Here is an 18,693-nt window from a genome sequence, read left to right on the forward strand (position 1 = left end):
GACCACTTAAATAAAATTGATAAATACATGAGTGATTTTGCGGTGATTAATCCCTTTAAGACGTTACATCACGCTATGGCGTTGATTGCCTCCGCTGATTTGATCATCACTCCAGACACATCGATAGTCCATATTTCAGCCGCATGGGAAAAACCGCTCATTTCAATCTATAAGGACATCGACGATAACAATATGCTATGGGCGCCAGGCTACTCGAATGCCAGCCAGATTATATTTCATCGCCGTCAATTATCCCAGGTGGCGAAAATTGAAGAGGCTATTGCAGTGGAAATCGACAAAAGGTCGTTATTAGAAAAAGCCTGAACGATACCTCACAAGCGGAGCGCAATAGTCTCACCGCTTGCGGAAAAATGCGCGGCTGCTGGCTGGAAGAAACAGCAGCCCCAGCACCAGCAGATCGGGCAGCTTTTGCATCAGCGTATGGTGAACGATCTGCGCGTTATTCGCGCCGCTGATGCTGAAAATTTCCGGATAGATGCCGCCGGTGGAAGCCGTCAGCATGTAGAGCAGCACCAGCAGCTGTGTTGCCGCAAAGCCCCAGCGGCTCTGATTGCTGCCACGCAGCAGCATAAAGGCGCAGCGCAGCTCGTAGAAAAAGATCAGCTGGCTGGCGATAAAGATAAAGGTGGAGTCCCACGCCTGTGCGCTACGGTGAACAAAGTTGACCATCTCTTCGAAACCCAGCTCATTCGCCAGCATCAGCACGCTCAGGCAGCGTGTCGCAATAATCGCGATGCCCGCAACCGTCACCGGTACGGGCGCGAGAGAGATAAAATCACTTTTTTTCAGGATTTCCGACATGGCTGACTCCGTAACCGTACCTGTGCGAGGCGGAAAAAATCCGCCCGCATCTATAGTGGCAAAGGTTGAGGATTTCAGCCACGTCTCGCCTTCTGAATATCACGAATACGCTGCTTTTCTTCGTGCGCCATCCAGCGCCAGGCGATAAAGCCCACCAGTCCAACCACAAAGAGGATTAGCGACGCCAGCGCGTTAATCTCCGGGTTTACGCCGCGCCGCACCGTGGCAAAGATCGCCATCGGTAAGGTGGTCGCGCCCGGCCCGGTGACGAAGCTGGCGATCACCAGATCGTCCAGCGACAGCGTAAAGGCGAGCAGCCAGCCGGTGACGATCGCCGGGGCGATCATCGGCACGGTAATCACAAAGAACACCTTGAGCGGCGTCGCCCCCAGGTCCATCGCCGCCTCTTCAATCGAGCGATCCAGCTCGCGCAGGCGCGAGTTGATCACCACCGCCACATAGGCGGTACAGAAGGTGACGTGCGCCAGCCAGATGGTCAGCATGCCGCGGTCGCTCGGCCAGCCGAAGGCGTTGCCCATCGCGACGAACAGCAGCAGCAGCGACAAGCCGGTGATCACGTCGGGCATCACCAGCGGCGCGGTCAGCATAAAGGCGAAGCCGGTATGACCGCGGAAGCGGCCAAAGCGCACCACCACCACCGCCGCCAGGGTGCCGAGCACCACCGCCATGGTAGCGCTCAGCGCGGCGATAGTCAGGCTGAGGCCTACCGCGTCCAGCATGGCGCTGTCCTGAAACAGCACGCGATACCAGTGAAACGAGAAGCTCTCCCACACCGTTACCAGCTGCGAGCTGTTGAAGGAGTAAACCACCAGCAGCAGCATCGGCGCATAGAGAAACAGGAAGCCGCAGATCAGAATGGCGGTGCGCCACGGCGAGCGAATCGCAGGCAGCTGATTCATTCCTTCTCTCCCATTTCACGGTTTTGATGCTTGTGGAACCAGACGATCGGCAGGATCAAAATCAGCAGGATAATCACCGCCAGCGCCGAGGCGACCGGCCAGTCGCGGTTGTTAAAGAACTCCTGCCACAGGATGCGGCCAATCATAATGCTGTCCGGGCCGCCCAGCAGCTCCGGGATCACGTACTCGCCCACCGCCGGAATAAACACCAGCATCGAACCGGCGATAATGCCCCCTTTAGTCAGCGGCACGATAACGCTGAAAAAGGTCTTCAGCGGCTTCGCGCCAAGATCGAGCGAGGCCTCCACCAGCGAGTAGTCGATGCGCGTCAGCGCGGTATAGATCGGCAGCACCATAAAGGGCAGATAGCAGTAAACGATGCCGATATAGACCGCCGTATTGGTATAGAGGATCACCAGCGGATGATCGATCACCCCCAGCCACATCAGGAAACGGTTCAGGATACCGTTGTTGTTGAGCAGTCCCATCCAGGCGTAGACGCGCACCAGGAATGAGGTCCACGACGGCAGGATCACCAGCAGCAGCAGGATGGTACGCATCGAAGGTTTGCTGTGCGCCACCGCCCAGGCGAGCGGGTAGCCGACCAGCAGGCAGATCAGCGTCGAGATCGCCGCCACCTTCAGCGACTGCAGGTAGGCGTCCACGTAGAGCGGATCGTCGGTGAGCGTCAGGTAGTTACCAAAATTCAGCACCACGTTGAGCTGATCGTCGGCCCAGCTAACCAGCTCGGTATAGGGCGGGATCGCGCGCGCAATATCGGCGAAGCTGATCTTCAGCACGATTAAAAATGGCAGCAGGAAAAAGAGCACCAGCCAGACGTAGGGCAGCGCAATCGCCAGCTTGCGGCCGTGGCGCATTTTCATGCGCGTCCCCCAGCGCTGCAGCGGCGTGCCAGCCAGCCAGGCGCGCGCCGGTTTGCTGGAGTGAAAAAGTTGGCTCATCGCATCTCCTCAGGCAGTCAGCACGACGCAGCTGTCGACATCCCAGCAGAGGCGCACTTCGTCACCCCAGGTCGGCAATCCTTTGCGGAAGCGGTGGGCGTTCTGCAGCTGGGCGCTGATCATCTGCCCGCTTTTCAGGCGCACGTGAAAGATAGAGAGATCGCCGAGATAGGCGATGTGCACCACTTCCCCCACGGCAAAGTTGTAGCCGTCCGCCGGCACCTCGTCGCACAGCATCACTTTCTCCGGGCGGAGCGCGACGTGTACCGGCACGTTGTCCAGCACCGAGACGTCGGAGTCGACCTTCAGCGGATGCACCAGGCCGGGGCTGTCGATCACCAGGCCATCCTCCTGACGTTCGCGCAGCAGCCCGCTGAAGACGTTCACCGAGCCGATAAACTCGGCGCTGTAAACGGTGGTGGGATGCTCGTAAATCTCTTCCGGCTCGCCGATCTGCACAAACTTGCCGCGGTTCATAATGGCGATGCGCCCCGCCATGGTCATCGCCTCTTCCTGATCGTGCGTCACCATGACGCAGGTGGCGCCGACGCGCTCCAGGATATCCACCACTTCCAGCTGCATGCGGTCGCGCAGTTTTTTATCGAGCGCGCCCATCGGCTCGTCGAGCAGCAGCAGCTTGGGACGCTTCGCCAGGCTGCGCGCCAGCGCCACGCGCTGCCGCTGGCCGCCGGAGAGCTGATGCGGCTTGCGCTTCGCGTACTCCTGCATATGCACCAGCGCCAGCATCTCCTGCACCCGCGCCGTAATTTCACCCTTTGGCAGTTTGTCCTGCTTCAGGCCAAAGGCGATATTCTGCTCTACCGTCATGTGCGGAAAGAGCGCGTAGGACTGGAACATCATGTTTACCGGACGCTGGTAAGGCGGCACGTGAGAGAGATCCTGACCGTCCAGCACAATCTGGCCGCTGGTCGGCGGCTCGAAGCCCGCCAGCATGCGCAGCAGCGTCGATTTGCCACAGCCCGAGGCGCCAAGCAGCGCAAAAATTTCGCCTTTGTAAATGGTCAGGCTGACGTCGTCCACGGCGTGCTGTCCGTCGAACGATTTGGTCAGATTGCGGATCTCCAGCAAGGGCGTAAGCGCCTTTGCGGTTTTAGGTTGGGGACGAGGGATCGCGTCATTCACTAACAGTTCACTCCGGTCTACGCGGAACGGCTAAGCCAGCCGCTAAAAAAGAGAAAACAGAGGCCAGCGCAGCGCCTCTGTTCCAGGTTGTAAGTTGGCGAACAGGCAAAAAGCCGCTTATTTCCCGCTTTTCACGCGCGTCCATGCACGGGTGCGTGCGCGATCCAGCTTCGGATCCTGCACCTTCAGCACGAACAGCTTCGACATCGCCTCCGGCGTCGGGAAGATGCCCGGATTGTTGCGGATATCAGCGTTGATCAGCGGCAGCGACGCCTTGTTACCGTTAGCGTAGGACATTTTGTTGGAAACGTCGGCAATCACTTTCGGATCCATGATGTAGTTCAGCCATTGATAGGCCGCGTCGAGGTTCTTCGCGTCTTTCGGGATCGCCATCATGTCGAAGAAGGCGAGCGCCCCCTCTTTCGGCACGCTGTAGGCAAGGTGCACGCCGTTTTTCGCCTGTTCAGCGCGGTTTTTCGCCTGCAGAATATCGCCTGACCAGCCGATAGCGACGCAGGTGTTGCCGTTCGCCAGATCGTTGATGTACTGCGATGAGTGGAAGTAGCGAATGCTGGGGCGCAGCTTCAGCAGCAGATCGGTCGCCGCGCCAGAATAATCTTTCGCGTCTGAGCTGTTGGGATCTTTACCAAGGTAGTTCAGCACGGTGGCGAAGATCTCTTCCGGCGCGTCAAGGAAAGAGACGCCGCAGCTTTTCAGCTTCTCGAGGTTTTCTGGCTTCAGCACCAGATCCCAGCTGTTGACCGGCGCGTCAGCGCCCAGCGCCGCCTTCACCTTATCGACGTTATAGCCGATGCCGGTCGTGCCCCAGAGATAAGGAATGGCGTATTTGTTATCGGGATCGTGCTGCGCCACTTTCTTCATCAGCTCAGGATCGAGATTCTTGTAGTTCGGCAGTTTGCTCTTATCAAGCGGTTGGAATACGCCGGACTGCAGCTGGCGCGCCAGGAAGCTGGAGGATGGCACCACCACGTCGTAGCCGGTGCTGCCCGCCATCAGTTTGCCTTCCAGCACTTCGTTGGAGTCGAAGACGTCGTAGACCACCTTAATGCCGGAGGCTTTCTCAAAATTCGGCACCGTGTCCGCCGAGATATAATCTGACCAGTTATAAACGTGCAGCGTTTTATCTTCCGCCATCGATCCTGCAGAGGCGACCATCAGTACGCCGGTAACCGCAGCTGATAACCATTTTTTTTGATTAAACATCTTTTTATTTCCTCCTGAGCGGATCGTCACAGCCTGGCAAAGCCTGAGGCCAGTGCTGCGAGCTGTACGTCAATTCACAGACACAATGAATCAATATTCATTGAGAGTTTAATAGTAAAAACTGATACCTGCGCTGCGAATCCACGTCTCATGCAGCCCCGCAAGAATAGCCTCGCTCCCCTGCGGCTACCATACCCCAGCGTAAAAAACGCCTTTTAGCGACAGGTTATGCATGTTTGTGCTATGTGGTCTGGCAGGAACGGCACAAACCACGAGAAATATCTGGCAGTAAAGGGCAAAGTGCAGAATAAAAAATGGTGGGCTTGAAATGAAAACTGCCGCATTACGCGGCAGTAAAATCAGGGCGGAAAAAGGCGGGATTAATGCAGCAGCGAGTGGCTGAAGCTCACTGGCGCGCGCTCTTCTTCTTCGCCCATCATCAGCAGATTGTTGGCAAAGGCTTCCATAATGACCATGGACACCTGCTCTTCGCTCTGCTTCATAAAGCTGGCGAACTGGCCGAAGGTCAACCCGGCGCTGGTCGCCAGGGACTGGCAGACAATCAGCTTCGGCAGGTTGTCGTCCTGAATGTCGACAAAGGCTTTTACCGTCAGCGAGCTGGCGTTGATCTGCGACAGATCGCCGACCAGCGGGATCAGCGCCGTCGGCTTCACTTCCGCTAGCGCGGAAAAGAGAATAACGTTGTCGACCAGATCGATTTTGGCGTCGAACACCCCATCGAAATTTTGCATGTGCGGCAGATGAAGTGCCTGACAGGCATCACATTCGAACCAGGTGATATTTTGCTGATCCAGCCAGCGACGCAACAGGTCGATATCCGGAACGACAAGAGAATCCATCGTAGTGTCCCAAGGGGTGAATAAACAGGCGACTAAGCTTACGGAAAAAATGCGCCTGACGCTACGAAAACCGCTGAAAAGCGCGCGTCAACCGCCGGTTTTAAGAGTGAAACCGGGCAGAGCGTTGCGCTCTGTCCAGCCGATCATCAGGCCGGCGATATCGATGCCGGTGCTGGTTTCGATCCCTTCCAGGCCGGGTGAGGCGTTTACCTCCATCACCAGAGGTCCGCGATGCGCGCGCAGAATATCGACGCCCGCCACGTCCAGCCCCAGCGTCGCGGCCGCTTTAACCGCGATGGCACGCTCCTGCGGCGTAATCTCCACCGGATGCGCTTTGCCGCCGCGATGCAGGTTAGAGCGGAAATCACCCTCTTTCGCCTCGCGCTCGATCGCCGCCACCACTTCGCCGCCAATCACCAGGCAACGCACGTCGCGTCCTTTTGCCTCCTGGATAAACTCCTGCACCAGAATATGCGCGTTAAGGCCGCGAAAGGCGTCGATGACGCTCTCCGCCGCCTGCCGCGTCTCCGCCAGCACCACGCCGATGCCCTGCGTGCCCTCTACCAGCTTCACCACCAGCGGCGCGCCGCCGACCATGGCGATGAGATCCTGGGTATCGTCGGGCGACGAGGCGAAGCCGGTCACCGGCATATCGATGCCCTGACGCGCCAGCAATTGCAGCGAGCGCAGCTTGTCGCGCGCGCGGGCGATTGCCAGCGACTCGTTTAGCGGATAGCTGCCGCACATTTCGAACTGGCGCAGCACCGCCGTGCCGTAGAAGGTGGCGGCGGAGCCGATGCGCGGAATGACCGCATCGAAATGGCCGAGCGGCTCGCCGCGGTAGTGCACCGCTGGGGAGGCCGGGTTGATATTCATGTAGCAGGAGAGCGGATCGATGATTTGAATCTCATGCCCGCGCAGCTCGGCAACCTCGCGCAAGCGTCGGCTGGAGTAAAGTTGCCCGTCGCGCGACAGGATAGCGATTTTCATCATCTGCCCTCTCTGGAATTAACGCGTCGCCCAGCCCTGCTGGTGCAGGTAGTCAAGCATAAAGGGGCGCGTCTCTTTGACGATCAGACGCTGAATCAGCTCGCTCCAGGTCTCGCTGCGCTGATTGCTGTCGCGCTGCTCGTAGTAGATCGCCGTGCGGCTATCGTAGTCGGCCAGCACCTGCGGATCGACAGGCTGATAACGGTTTTCATGCACCAGCATCGCCTGCGGCAAACGCGGTTTAACGTCGGGCACCGCATCGGGATAGCCGATACAGAAGCCGAACAGCGGCAGCACGAATTTCGGCAGGCCGAGCAGTTCGGTGACTTGCGCGATGTTATTGCGGATACCGCCGATAAAAACGCCGCCAAGGCCAAGGGATTCGGCAGCGACCATGGCGTTTTGCGCCATCAGCGCGGTATCGACGCAGCCGAGCAGCAGCTGCTCGGCGCGGCCCAGCTGCGCATCGGGACAAATCTGCAGGTGGCGGTTGAAGTCGGCGCAAAATACCCAAAACTCCGCCGCGTCCGCCACCCACTGCTGGCCGCCGGTCAGGGTGACCAGCTGCTGGCGCAGCGCGCGATCGGTGATGCGAATAATGGAAGAGCACTGAAGAAAGCTGGAGGTGGACGCCGATTGCGCTGCGGCGAGAATCGCCTCACGCTGTTCCGCGCCGATCGCCTGGTCGGTAAAGGCGCGAATGGAACGGTGGCTGCACAATAGATCGATGGTCGGTGTCATTAAGGTCTCCGGCGAGTCTCATTTTTAGTATTGGTGCGGCCAAAAAGCTGCGGCACCATCGCTTGCGCGGTGCGCCATATCATCAGCCAGGCGGCGGGCAGCATCAGCAGAATGCCAATAACCAGCAGCGCGGTCGCCAGCGTCTTGCCATCAGCCTGCGCGGGCAACGGCAGCCAGCGGTTGGCCAGCAGCAGGGCGCACAGCGTCAGCAGGCCGCCGAGCGCCTCCATGATCAGCAGAACTTTAGGTAAACGCGCCAGATTCGGCATAGCATTCTCCTGGGTCGCACCGGGTTCAGGCCGTCAATTATGGTCAAGGTTTACAGACTTGCATAGACGACGCGCATCAGACTAACAGGCATTTCCTGCTTTCTTTAAGCGGTTTGAGCGGGCATCATGTTGACCATCTACCTTGAGCTTGTGTGACATGGGTCACATTAAATAGCCTGAATTAAGGAGCTTTTCATGGTTACTGTCATTTTTGGTCGTCCTGGCTGCCCCTATTGCGTACGTGCGAAAGAGCTGGCCGACAAGCTCAGCGCCGAGCGCGACGACTTTAGCTACCAGTATGTGGATATCCAGGCGGAAGGCATTACCAAAGCGGATCTGGAGAAAAGCGCGGGCAAACCGGTCAGCACCGTTCCACAGATTTTCATCGACGAGCAGCATATCGGCGGCTACACCGATTTCGCCGCCTGGACCAAAGAAAACCTGAGCGCGTAAGCTTTTTCGCCAGCGCAACGGGCCATCGCGGCCCGTTTTTCGTTTCTGGCGTCAGCGCCAGACGATGCGCGCCAGGCGCACCAGCAGCGCGCCGCTGCCCGCCCAGAAGAGAGCGCTCAGGCTCCAGACCAGCAGAGTGAGCCAGGTGGTGTGTGCCAGCAACGTGCTGTTCAGCAGCACAATGCCAAGCAGCGTGCCCCAAAATGCCATCAACAGCGTGCTTTTTAGCGGGCTCTCTGCATGCAGCAGCGCCATAACCGCGCCCGGTAATAAAAAAAGCAACAGTTCAGGCTGCCCGCCCAGCGGCGCATTGCCCACCAGCCAGTAACGATGCGCATAAATAAACACCAGACCGTAGAGCGCAACGCCAAGCATCGCACTGGTCCAGCGTAGGGAACGCTGTGGCATATCACCCCACTTATTGAAAATCATCACAATGACAACAACCTGCCGCGATCTCTGGTGGAAATTAAATGAAACAGGCCGTTAGCGATATGAAAATTAAAGCTAATGGCTGAGGGTGATTTTTATGATTAGAATAGCTGCCGTTTAAGAGTGAGCGGTTTAAATCAACCAGCAGGCTCACTGCGCGGCTTGCACAAGATAGCGAAAAACAGGCCTTCCATCAACAGGTTACAAGTAAACAAGAAGTTAAACAGTGAACATAAACGTCGCAAATTTGTTAAGCGGAAATGACATTCTGTTATTATTTGTCGTTTTGGCACTGGGTCTTTGCCTGGGTAAATTGCGCCTGGGTTCAGTGCAGCTGGGAAATTCCATTGGCGTATTAGTTGTTTCTTTATTACTCGGCCAGCAACACTTTGCGATAAATACCGCCGCATTGAGTCTCGGCTTTATGCTGTTTATTTTTTGTGTCGGTGTGGAAGCGGGCCCCAACTTTTTTTCTATTTTCTTCCGCGACGGTAAAAACTATTTTCTGCTGGCCATCGTGATGGTGCTCAGCGCTCTGCTGCTGGCGCTCGGCTTTGGCAAACTTTTCGGCTGGGATATCGGCATGACAGCCGGGATGCTGGCGGGTTCAATGACCTCGACGCCGGTGCTGGTCGGCGCGGGCGATACGCTGCGGCAGAGCATCAGCGACGCCAGCCAGCTGGCACTGATGCAGGATCACCTCTCTCTTGGCTACGCCCTCACCTATCTGATAGGGCTGGTGAGCCTGATTTTCGGTGCCCGCTATCTGCCACGCCTGCAGCATCAGGATCTGCCCACCTGCGCTCAGCAAATCGCGCGCGAGCGCGGCCTGGATGCCGACAGCCAGCGTAAAGTCTTTCTGCCGGTGATCCGCGCCTACCGCGTTGGCCCAGAGCTGGTGGCGTGGAGCGGCGGCAAGAATCTGCGCGAGCTGGGTATCTATCGCCAGACCGGCTGCTATATCGAACGTATTCGCCGCAACGGCATTCTCGCCAGTCCGGACGGCGACGCGGTGCTTCAGCTCGGCGACGACATTTCGCTGGTAGGTTATCCAGACGCTCACGCGCGGCTCGACGCCAGCTTCCGCAACGGTAAAGAGGTATTTGACCGCGATCTGCTCGATATGCGCATCGTGACTGAGGAAATTGTGGTGAAGAACCACAATGCGGTGAATAAGCGTCTCAGCAAACTCAACCTCACGGATCACGGCTGCTTCCTGAACCGCGTCATCCGCAGTCAGATCGAAATGCCAATCGACGACAGCATTATGCTGCACAAAGGCGATATTCTGCAGGTCAGCGGCGAAGCAAAACGCGTCAAAAGCGTGGCGGATCGCATCGGCTTTATTGCGATTCACAGCCAGATGACCGATCTGCTGGCGTTCTGCGCCTTCTTTATCGTCGGGCTGATGATCGGGCTGATCACCTTTCAGTTCAGCAACTTCAGCTTCGGCATCGGCAACGCCGCCGGACTGCTGTTTGCTGGCATTATGCTCGGCTTTTTGCGCGCCAACCATCCCACCTTCGGCTATATCCCGCAGGGCGCCCTGACCATGGTGAAAGAGTTCGGGCTGATGGTGTTTATGGCGGGCGTCGGGCTGAGCGCTGGCAGCGGCATCAACCAGGGCCTCGGCAGCGAAGGCGCGTTGATGCTGCTGTGCGGTCTGCTGGTGAGCCTGCTGCCGGTCGTAATCTGCTATCTGTTCGGCGCCTACGTGCTGCGCATGAACCGCGCGCTGCTGTTCGGCGCGATTATGGGCGCGCGCACCTGCGCGCCGGCGATGGAAATTATCTGCGACACGGCGCGCAGCAATATTCCGGCGCTGGGCTATGCGGGCACCTACGCCATCGCCAACGTGCTGCTGACGCTGGCGGGCACGCTGATTGTGATTATCTGGCCGATTTTGCCCTTATAAAATTTTTTCGGCTCCGTCCAGAACTTTTTTATTCAGGGTGAGTCTGAATAAGTGCCACTGCTTTTCTTTGAAATCCCCAAATTGTGGAGCCCGCCAGCTTTTTGCTGACGGGTTTTTTTATGCCTGCGGTTTGCCCGACCGCCACAGGCAGAGCGGACAAGGGGCGCGCACCTCGTCACTGAACTTAAACCGTTCTGAAACCTGCGCGTCATTTAGGAACCGGCGCTATATCTCCCGACGCACCGCATCGCCAGAATAGGTCGCTTCATTGACATTTTGTGCGCAACGGCGAACGGGCGCAGACCTACGACGAGGATTTCTTACCCTATGGAAGCGTTGAACCACTCTCTGTTTTTAGCTATTAACGCCACGCCCGATTCGCCCGGCTGGCTGCTGGCGCTGGCGACCTTTATCGCCAAAGATTTGATCGCCATCGTGCCGCTGCTGATTGTCGCTCTCTGGCTCTGGGGGCCGCGTGACCAGGTGAAATCGCAGCGCGTGCTGGTGCTGAAAACCGGTATGGCGCTGATCTACGCCCTTGCTATCTCCTGGTGCGTTGGCCAGCTTTTCCCCCATCCGCGGCCCTTTGCTATCGGGCTTGGCTATCAGTTTCTGCATCATGCGCCTGACGACTCCTACCCGAGCGACCACGGCACCACTATTTTCACCTTTGCGCTGGCGTTTATCTTCTGGCATCGCCTCTGGTCAGGTGTGATCCTGATGGCGCCTGGCACCGCCATCGCCTGGTCGCGCGTCTATCTCGGCGTGCACTGGCCGATGGATATGCTAGGCGGATTTCTGGTGGGGCTGCTCGGCTGCCTGGCGTCGCATCTCGCCTGGCAGGGATATGGCGTGCGCATGCTGGCGATCTTTAACGCCGCCTACCGCGCGCTCTTCGCCCTGCCGATACGCAAGGGCTGGATCCAGGATTAAGCAAGCGGGCAGCGCGCTGGCCCGTTTACGGGCGCACCTCAGGGATGAGGTGCGTCACCACGCGGGCCGAGCGCGCAGGGAAGCCTTGAGCGACTTTGCGAGCGGCCCATGCCATCCGCGTCTGCTCAACGCTACCAGAGTGTGCTTTAACTAAACCACTTGCCAAACAGCGAGTGGAACTGCATCAGCACGAAATCGACGATGCGGCTGAAGAAATTGCCCTCCGGCACCTCCTCCATCACCACCAGCGGCCGCTGCTCAAGGGTTTTGCCGTCAAGCTGGAAGTCGATGGTACCCACCACCTGATTTTTCTTTAAGGGCGCCTCAAGCTGCGGCGTGGTAAGGGTATAGCTCGCCTTCAGGTTCTTCATCTGACCTTTCGGCAGCGTCAGCGCGGCATCCTTCTCGACGCCGAGGTTGACCTCTTTACGATCGCCGAACCAGACGCGCTGCTGGGCGAAGGGTTTATCCGCCTTAATCGGCGTCACGGTTTCATAAAAGCGGAATCCCCAGGTCAGCAGCTTCTCGCTCTCGCGGAAGCGCGCGGCGTCGGTGGCGGTGCCGAGCACCACGGAGATCAGCCGCATATCGTTCTCGGTGGCGGAGGCCACCAGGTTATTACCGGCGCCCGAGGTATGGCCGGTTTTGATACCGTCGACCTGCAGGTTGGTGCTCCAGAGCAGCCGGTTACGGTTCATCTGGCGAATACGGTTGAAGGTGAACTCTTTCTCTTTATTCAGCGCATACTCTTCCGGCACGTCGCGGATCAGCGCCTGGCCAATCAGCGCCATATCGCGCGCCGTACTGTACTGCCCTTCCGCATCCAGCCCGTGCACCGTCATAAAGTGAGTATTCTTCAGCCCAAACGCCTTAACGTAGTTGTTCATCAGCCCGATAAAGGCGTCCTGGCTGCCGGCGACATAGTCCGCCAGCGCGATGCAGGCGTCGTTGCCGGACTGAATGACGATGCCTTTATTCAGCTCCGACACCGGAATGCGGTCGCCGGGCTTGAGGAACATCAGCGACGAGCCTTTCAGTTTGGGATTGCCGGTGGCCCAGGCATCCTGCCCGATGGTCACCATATCGTCGCGCTTGATTTTGCCCGACTTCAGCGCCTGGCCGACCACATAGCTGGTCATCATCTTGGTCAGGCTGGCGGGATCGAGCCGGTCGTCCGCATTGCCTTCCGCCAGCACCTTGCCGCTGGCGTAATCCATTAATATCCAGGCTTTGGCTTCGACCTGAGGGGGCGCAGGGGCATCCACGGCAAAAGCAGCAGGGGCGATAAACAGCAGTAGCGAGGCGGCGGCGTGCCGCAGGCGGCATGAGGAACGAATAGTGGTCATGTGCGAGGAAATTCCATGTTAAATCGCGGTTTTAAGGCAAAAATCGACAGAGTAAAACGCTACTCTCTGCAGAGCATGAAAAAAACCGCTCAACCGTAAAGTTTTATAGAGTTTAGTAGAGTAACCCTGGCATCGGCCGGGCGCGCTGACCAGTGTCGCGCCCGGCGAGCGTCTGGAAAAGCCGGTGAAATTCCGATTTTTCGCAGAAGGGTCAAGAGTGTCACAAAATTCTGCCAGGCTGATGGGAGTCTATAGAGGAGACCCACCATGGACTTAGCCGTATTCGATCTCGACGAAACCGTTATCTGCGAAGACAGCACCGGCCTCTGGCTGCGCTGGCTGGTTTCGCAGGGCTTTGCCCGTGAAGCGCTGCTGGCTGAAGAGCAGGCGCTGATGGCGCACTACTACGCGGGCACGCTGGCGATGGAAGATTATATGGCGCTAACGCTCTCGCCGCTGGCCGGTCTGGCGGCGCCGACCGTCGCGGGCTGGGTACGCCGCTGGATACAGCGCGACATTCTGCCGCGCGTCTATCCTGAAGCGCGCGACCGCATCAGCTGGCACCAGCAGCGCGGTGACAAAGTGGTGATCTGCTCCGCCAGCGGCGAACATCTGGTGACGCCGATTGCCGAACGGCTGGGCGCGCACGGCGCGCTGGCGATTGGCGTCGAGGTCGTGGATGACCGCTACAGCGGACAAACCTACGGCACCATGACCTATAAAGAGGGAAAAGTTACGCGGCTGACCGACTGGCGCGCCCTGCAGCAGGAGCAGAACTTCGCCCACACCTGGGCCTATAGCGACTCGATGAACGACCTGCCGCTGCTGGCGCAGGCCGATCATGCGCTCGTGATTAACCCGGATGCGCTGCTGCATCAGGAGGCGCTGAACCGCGGCTGGCAAGTCTGCCGCTGGGCGCGCTGACTAGCCGCGTGACGCGCCGGCTGTCTCGACCAGCCCCACCTTCAGCAGCTTGCCGTTGTCGCTGTCGGTAAGCACGTAGAGATAGCCGTCCGGCCCCTGACGCACGTCGCGGATACGCTCGTCGCGATCCTTAAGCAGACGCTGCGTCTCGACGACCTTTTCGCCGTTGACGCTGAGCCGTATCAGGCTCTTATCCTTAAGCGCGCCGATAAACAGCGAATTCTTCCACTGCGGAAAGCGCGCGCTGTTATAAAAGGCCATGCCGCTCACCGCAGGCGACTGTTTCCAGTAGAATAGTGGCTGCTCAGTGCCCTCAGCGTGCGATCCTTTCGATTCCGGCACCTTGCTGCCGTTGTAATCAATTCCCCAGGTGGCCAGCGGCCAGCCGTAATTTTTGCCTTTCTGCGGAATATTCACCTCATCCCCACCGCGCGGGCCGTGCTCGCTTTCCCATATCTGCTGCGTCCAGGGATTCAGCGCCAGCCCCTGCGGATTGCGCAGGCCGTAGGCCCAGATCTCGGGACGCGCGCCGCTGCGGCCGACGAAAGGATTATCTTTCGGCACGCTGCCGTCCTGGTTTAGCCGTAGCATTTTGCCGGTCAGCTTATCGAGATCCTGCGCGCTGCTGCTGTGAAAGTTATCGCCAAAAACGATGTAGAGATAGCCGTCACGATCGAAGGCCAGGCGCGTGCCGAGGTTATTGCCCGCCGAAAGCGCTGGCGTCTGACGGATCACCGGCCTGAAGCCGGTCAGCCGCCGGTTGTCTGCGCTGAGCTGGCCATAACCCACCACCGCGCCCAGTTCACCGCCGCTGCTGGCTTCGGTATAGCTGAGCCACACGCGGCGGCTCTGCGCAAAGTCCGGCGCCAGCACCACGTCAAGCAGCCCCGCCTGTCGGCGCACCGCCGCTTTCGGCACCCCCTCGATCGGCGGCGACAGGCCGCTGTCGGGCCGCCAGCTACGCAGCTCTCCGCTGCGTTCAGTCAGCAGCAGCGTCTGATTATCGGGCAGAAACGCCACCGACCAGGGATGATTCAGCTTGTCCTGCAAAACCTGAACCTGCACTTCCTCCGCCAGCGCGGGGAGAGTAAACAGCGCGCCGCCGAGTAGCAGCGCGGCAGTCAGTCGGGCCATAGTGTGCTCCAGTCGTCAGGGGATGAGCTTAAGCGTAGCCAGCACGACCAAATAATGTTCAGGCTTTACAAAAGATTAAAGAAGAGAGGTCGCTTTCAGCGAGGCGCGTAGTCGCTGCGGATACCGCTCAGCGCAGATAAAGGAAGTCGAAGGTGAATCGCGCAGGCAGCCCGTCGGGAACCCGCCAGGGAGGAACAGAAAGGAAACGCCCGCTGCGCGTGCAGCGGGCGGGAAGCTTACTCGAAGCAGGTTTCCGGGTTATCGGAGAGCGAAATAAAGCGCTTGCCCCCTTCGGTCAGGGCGATAATTTTGCCTGACTCGATATCGTAGACCCAGCCGTGCAGGCGTACTTTGCCTTTACGCAGCGCCAGCGCCACGGACGGATGTGTCTTGATATTGTTCAGCTGGGCGATGACGTTCTCTTTGACCATCTCGTTCAGCTTCGCTTCTGGCGTCTCATACTGGCGCTCTTCTACCACGGTTTTCGCCGCATCCGCGTAGTGCAGCCAGTGATCGACCGCCGGCATATTATCCATGCACTGACAGGAGGCGATGGCGTTCATCGCGCCGCAGTTGGAGTGACCGCAAATAATAATTTCGCTAACGCCCAGCACCATGACGGCATATTCAATGGTGGCGGATACGCCGCCCGGCTCCGGCCCGAACGGCGGCACGATATTACCCGCGTTGCGGATCACGAAGAGCTGGCCCGGCTCCTGCTGGGTCACCAGCTCCGGTACTAAACGGCTGTCGGAACAGGAGATAAACAGCGCTTTCGGATTTTGGTTCGACGCCAGGCTTTTGAAAAGATCCTTCCTTTCAGGAAACACATTCTGTTGAAAACTCAGAAATCCGTTAACGATCTCTTTCATCATTGCGCTCTCACATTATCCACTTAGTCGACTGCGGCGACAGGTGTCCGCAGCTGCCTTGTTAACTGCTTATTGTTGAATTCACAGCAAATTTGAATTCAGGATTTAAGCACCAGGCCGCGCTAAACTCAACCCTGTTCTGATTATTGACAAAAGGTACGCCTTTAGCGGCCAGAAATTTTCGCTGAAATTCCCGTGGGTTAGCCTCTGACCCGCAGGCCGCCACGTTTGCACTTATTTACGTAATACAGGGGAGAAATCGCCGCCCTTTACCAGACAGAATCGTCGCTTATCTCACTGAAAAGACGCCATAATCTCCCTACAAAAAGCGCGGCAATGTCAGCGTGACATGGCGAAACCCGCGCAAGCGTCAGCGCGGCGAACAGGCCAGCGTCCGGTAAGATGGGGAGCGACGTGCAGGTTGCTTTAGCCGTACAGCTTCTGATGCGCCTGCTTGCGCGTCAGATAGTCTTCATCTTCGCGCAGGCGATCCCAGTAGGCCTTGAAAACGGCCGCCGCAGCGGCCTTCTCTTCGTCGACGCCGCGCGGCAGCTCGTTGCCGTCGGCGTCATACTTGCGTCCGCCCTTATGATTGCTGTAGCGGCGCGCGCGGGTATAGCCCATCTGAATGAACTTGCGCGCCATATCCATACCGACAAAATCATCCTGCGCGCGGTAGGCTTCAAACAGCGCCATGATCTTCGCCGCCGACGCTTCGGCAATCGGCACGGTGCGGAAGCGCCAGTGCGGCAAGATCTCGCTTTTATAAGGCTCCACCATCAGCACGCCCTGCTCGCCGCGCCCGACCTGATAACGTTCAGGGTGTTTGCGGAAGTCGATGGTTTTAAAGTCCTGCTCGTAATCGAATTTTTTCATGTCTTGAGTTTAGGATCGAGTGCGTCCCGTAGCCCGTCGCCAAGCAAATTAAATGCTAAAACCGTGAGAAAAATCGCGAGACTGGGAAAAATTGCCACGTGCGGCGCCAGTACCATATCGGCGCGCGCCTCGTTGAGCATCGCGCCCCACTCCGGCGTCGGCGGCTGCGCGCCCAGGCCAAGAAACGACAGGCTGGCAGCGGTAATAATCGAGGTGCCGATGCGCATAGTGAAGTAGACCACGATAGACGACACCGTGCCGGGCAGAATATGGCGCAGCAGAATGGTGGCGTCCGAGGCGCCGATGCTGCGCGCCGACTCAATATAGGTCTGATGCTTCAGCACCAGCGTATTGCCGCGCACCAGGCGGGCGAACGCCGGGATGCTGAAAATCGCCACCGCGATAATCACGTTGCTCATGCCGCTGCCCATAATCGCCACTACCGCAATCGCCAGCAGAATGCCGGGAAATGCGAACAGCACGTCGCAAATGCGCATAGTAATGCGATCCCAGGCGCCCTCGTAGTAGCCCGCCAGCAGGCCGAAGAAGGTGCCGATGGTCGCGCCGATCGCCACCGAAAAGAAGCCGGCGATCAGCGAGATGCGGGTGCCGACCAGCACGCGGCTGAAGATATCGCGGCCCAGCGCATCGACGCCGAACCAGTGCATCAGCGAAGGCCCCTGATTGAGCCGGTCGTAGTCGAAATAGTTCTCAGCGTCGAACGGCGCGATCAGCGGCGCGATAAACGCCAGCACGATCAGCAGCAGCACGAACAGCCCGGCGGTCATCGCCACCGGCTGGCGGCGAAAGCGTCGCCAGAACTCGCTCCAGGGCGTTCGAACCCGATTTTCCGTCGTCAGCGGCAGGCTTTTCAGCACCGCTTCGCGTCGCCAGTTTTTCATTGCGACTCCTTACCTGTAGCGAATAGCGGGATTGATTGCCGCATAGAGCAGGTCGACAATCAGGTTGATCAGGATGAACTCCAGCGAAAAGAGCAGCACTTCGGCCTGGATCACCGGGTAGTCGCGCATCTCCACTGAATCCACCAGCAGGCGACCGAGGCCAGGCCAGTTGAAGACCACCTCCACCACGATGGAGCCGCCAAGCAGAAAGCCGAACTGCAGGCCCATCATGGTGACCACCGGGATCATGGCGTTGCGCAGGCCATGTTTGACCACCACCAGCGATTCGCGCACCCCTTTGGCGCGCGCGGTGCGCATATAGTCTTCCTGCATCACCTCAACGAACGAGGCGCGGGTAAAGCGCGCCATCACCGCCGCCACGGCGGCGCCCAGCGTAATCGACGGCAGAATATAGTGCCGCCAGCTGTCGGCGCCGACGGTCGGCAGCCAGCCCAGCTCCACCGAAAAAACCTGCATCAGCAGCATGCCGAGCGCAAAGGCGGGAAAAGAGATGCCCGAAACCGCCAGCGTCATGCCGAGGCGATCGGGCCAGCGGTTGCGCCACACGGCGGAGACGATGCCGATCGTCATGCCGAAAATCACCGCCCAGATCATGCTGGCCAGCGTCAGCCACAGCGTCGGCATAAAGCGGGTGGCGATTTCCTCGGCGACCGGCCGCTTCGACACCAGCGAATGACCGAAGTCGCCCTGCAGCGCATTCAGCATAAAGTGCCAGAACTGCTGCGGCAGCGGCTGATCCAGCCCCAGCTCCTGGCGCACCAGCGCCACCACCGTGGCGTCGGCGTCCTGACCGGCGATCAGGCGCGCCGGATCGCCCGGCAGCAGGTGCACAAACAGGAACACCAGCACCGCGACAATCAGCAGCGTCGGGATGAGCCCAAGCAGACGTTTAATAAAATAGTTAAGCATGCGAAATCCTGCGCAGCGGCGGCCAGCCCGCGCGGGCTGGCCGGT

21 protein-coding genes are annotated in these 18,693 nt (G+C 58.6%); 5 read left to right on the forward strand and 16 right to left on the reverse strand.

Annotated features, from left to right (window positions below; genetic code table 11):
• A partial coding sequence (locus tag Q9R34_RS00005) for a glycosyltransferase family 9 protein (protein ID WP_485891955.1) occupies positions 1–324 on the forward strand: 324 nt, incomplete at its 5' end.
• A gap of 30 nt (positions 325–354) precedes the next feature.
• Here the strand turns inward: Q9R34_RS00005 and Q9R34_RS00010 are convergent.
• The 9 genes from Q9R34_RS00010 to Q9R34_RS00050 all read right to left on the reverse strand — a co-directional run bounded on the left by Q9R34_RS00010 (position 355) and on the right by Q9R34_RS00050 (position 7,931).
• On the reverse strand, positions 355–822 hold the full coding sequence (locus tag Q9R34_RS00010) for a YbjO family protein (RefSeq protein WP_485891956.1): 468 nt from the start codon (positions 820–822) through the stop codon (positions 355–357).
• A gap of 74 nt (positions 823–896) precedes the next feature.
• A complete protein-coding gene (gene potI / locus Q9R34_RS00015) occupies positions 897–1,742 on the reverse strand; it encodes a putrescine ABC transporter permease PotI (protein ID WP_485891957.1) in 846 nt (281 codons plus the stop codon).
• On the reverse strand, positions 1,739–2,704 hold the full coding sequence (gene potH, locus Q9R34_RS00020; RefSeq protein ID WP_485891958.1) for a putrescine ABC transporter permease PotH: 966 nt from the start codon (positions 2,702–2,704) through the stop codon (positions 1,739–1,741). The genes potI and potH overlap by 4 nt, the downstream gene beginning before the upstream one ends.
• Before the next feature lie 9 nt (positions 2,705–2,713).
• Positions 2,714–3,847: a putrescine ABC transporter ATP-binding subunit PotG gene (potG, locus tag Q9R34_RS00025; RefSeq protein WP_485891959.1), complete on the reverse strand. Its 1,134-nt coding sequence runs from the start codon at positions 3,845–3,847 to the stop codon at positions 2,714–2,716.
• Between the two features lie 117 nt (positions 3,848–3,964).
• A complete protein-coding gene (gene potF, locus Q9R34_RS00030; RefSeq protein ID WP_033789231.1) occupies positions 3,965–5,071 on the reverse strand; it encodes a spermidine/putrescine ABC transporter substrate-binding protein PotF in 1,107 nt (368 codons plus the stop codon).
• Between the two features lie 380 nt (positions 5,072–5,451).
• Positions 5,452–5,931, reverse strand: coding sequence for a YbjN domain-containing protein (locus Q9R34_RS00035; protein WP_033789230.1), 480 nt, complete (start codon positions 5,929–5,931; stop codon positions 5,452–5,454).
• 87 nt (positions 5,932–6,018) lie between these two features.
• Positions 6,019–6,921 (reverse strand): 30S ribosomal protein S6--L-glutamate ligase, encoded by a 903-nt coding sequence (gene rimK / locus Q9R34_RS00040; RefSeq protein ID WP_485892210.1) that lies wholly within the window; start codon positions 6,919–6,921, stop codon positions 6,019–6,021.
• An 18-nt stretch (positions 6,922–6,939) separates the two neighbouring features.
• A complete protein-coding gene (gene nfsA / locus Q9R34_RS00045) occupies positions 6,940–7,662 on the reverse strand; it encodes an oxygen-insensitive NADPH nitroreductase (RefSeq protein ID WP_485891960.1) in 723 nt (240 codons plus the stop codon).
• Complete coding sequence (locus Q9R34_RS00050; RefSeq protein WP_485891961.1) at positions 7,662–7,931, reverse strand: DUF1418 family protein; 270 nt, start codon at positions 7,929–7,931, stop codon at positions 7,662–7,664. Before Q9R34_RS00050 ends, nfsA begins: the two co-directional genes overlap by 1 nt.
• A 195-nt stretch (positions 7,932–8,126) precedes the next feature.
• Here Q9R34_RS00050 and Q9R34_RS00055 point away from each other — a divergent pair, with 195 nt between their 5' ends.
• Positions 8,127–8,384 (forward strand): GrxA family glutaredoxin, encoded by a 258-nt coding sequence (locus tag Q9R34_RS00055; RefSeq protein ID WP_434124484.1) that lies wholly within the window; start codon positions 8,127–8,129, stop codon positions 8,382–8,384.
• A gap of 51 nt (positions 8,385–8,435) precedes the next feature.
• Here the strand turns inward: Q9R34_RS00055 and ybjM are convergent, their stop codons facing one another.
• Positions 8,436–8,792, reverse strand: a complete 357-nt coding sequence (gene ybjM, locus Q9R34_RS00060) for an inner membrane protein YbjM (protein WP_434124483.1) — start codon at positions 8,790–8,792, stop codon at positions 8,436–8,438.
• Between the two features lie 250 nt (positions 8,793–9,042).
• On the opposite strand from ybjM, the gene Q9R34_RS00065 reads away from it, so the two are divergent.
• Entirely contained in the window at positions 9,043–10,731 is a 1,689-nt protein-coding gene (locus Q9R34_RS00065; protein WP_434124482.1) for an aspartate:alanine antiporter, read from the forward strand.
• Positions 10,732–11,058: 327 nt separating this feature from the next.
• Positions 11,059–11,664, forward strand: coding sequence for an undecaprenyl-diphosphate phosphatase (gene ybjG / locus Q9R34_RS00070; protein ID WP_434124481.1), 606 nt, complete (start codon positions 11,059–11,061; stop codon positions 11,662–11,664).
• Between the two features lie 146 nt (positions 11,665–11,810).
• On the opposite strand, the gene Q9R34_RS00075 is transcribed toward ybjG, so the two are convergent.
• On the reverse strand, positions 11,811–13,010 hold the full coding sequence (locus tag Q9R34_RS00075) for a serine hydrolase (RefSeq protein ID WP_485891962.1): 1,200 nt from the start codon (positions 13,008–13,010) through the stop codon (positions 11,811–11,813).
• A gap of 267 nt (positions 13,011–13,277) precedes the next feature.
• On the opposite strand from Q9R34_RS00075, the gene Q9R34_RS00080 reads away from it, so the two are divergent.
• On the forward strand, positions 13,278–13,934 hold the full coding sequence (locus Q9R34_RS00080; RefSeq protein ID WP_434124479.1) for an HAD family hydrolase: 657 nt from the start codon (positions 13,278–13,280) through the stop codon (positions 13,932–13,934).
• On the opposite strand, the gene Q9R34_RS00085 is transcribed toward Q9R34_RS00080, so the two are convergent.
• The 5 genes from Q9R34_RS00085 to gsiC all read right to left on the reverse strand — a co-directional run bounded on the left by Q9R34_RS00085 (position 13,935) and on the right by gsiC (position 18,648).
• The gene (locus Q9R34_RS00085) at positions 13,935–15,068 is read right to left on the reverse strand and encodes a PQQ-dependent sugar dehydrogenase (RefSeq protein ID WP_485891963.1); all 1,134 of its coding nucleotides are present in this window, start codon (positions 15,066–15,068) and stop codon (positions 13,935–13,937) included. It abuts the gene before it with no gap.
• A gap of 236 nt (positions 15,069–15,304) precedes the next feature.
• A complete protein-coding gene (locus Q9R34_RS00090) occupies positions 15,305–15,940 on the reverse strand; it encodes a carbonic anhydrase (protein ID WP_485892211.1) in 636 nt (211 codons plus the stop codon).
• 426 nt (positions 15,941–16,366) lie between these two features.
• The gene (locus tag Q9R34_RS00095) at positions 16,367–16,816 is read right to left on the reverse strand and encodes a DUF4385 domain-containing protein (protein ID WP_434124476.1); all 450 of its coding nucleotides are present in this window, start codon (positions 16,814–16,816) and stop codon (positions 16,367–16,369) included.
• Entirely contained in the window at positions 16,813–17,718 is a 906-nt protein-coding gene (gene gsiD / locus Q9R34_RS00100) for a glutathione ABC transporter permease GsiD (protein WP_485891964.1), read from the reverse strand. Before gsiD ends, Q9R34_RS00095 begins: the two co-directional genes overlap by 4 nt.
• Before the next feature lie 9 nt (positions 17,719–17,727).
• On the reverse strand, positions 17,728–18,648 hold the full coding sequence (gene gsiC, locus Q9R34_RS00105; RefSeq protein WP_434124474.1) for a glutathione ABC transporter permease GsiC: 921 nt from the start codon (positions 18,646–18,648) through the stop codon (positions 17,728–17,730).
• Positions 18,649–18,693: the final 45 nt, after the last annotated feature.

The sequence above is a fragment of the Enterobacter sp. BRE11 genome, from assembly GCF_031844285.1.
In the GTDB taxonomy this organism is placed as follows: Bacteria; Pseudomonadota; Gammaproteobacteria; order Enterobacterales; family Enterobacteriaceae; genus Pantoea.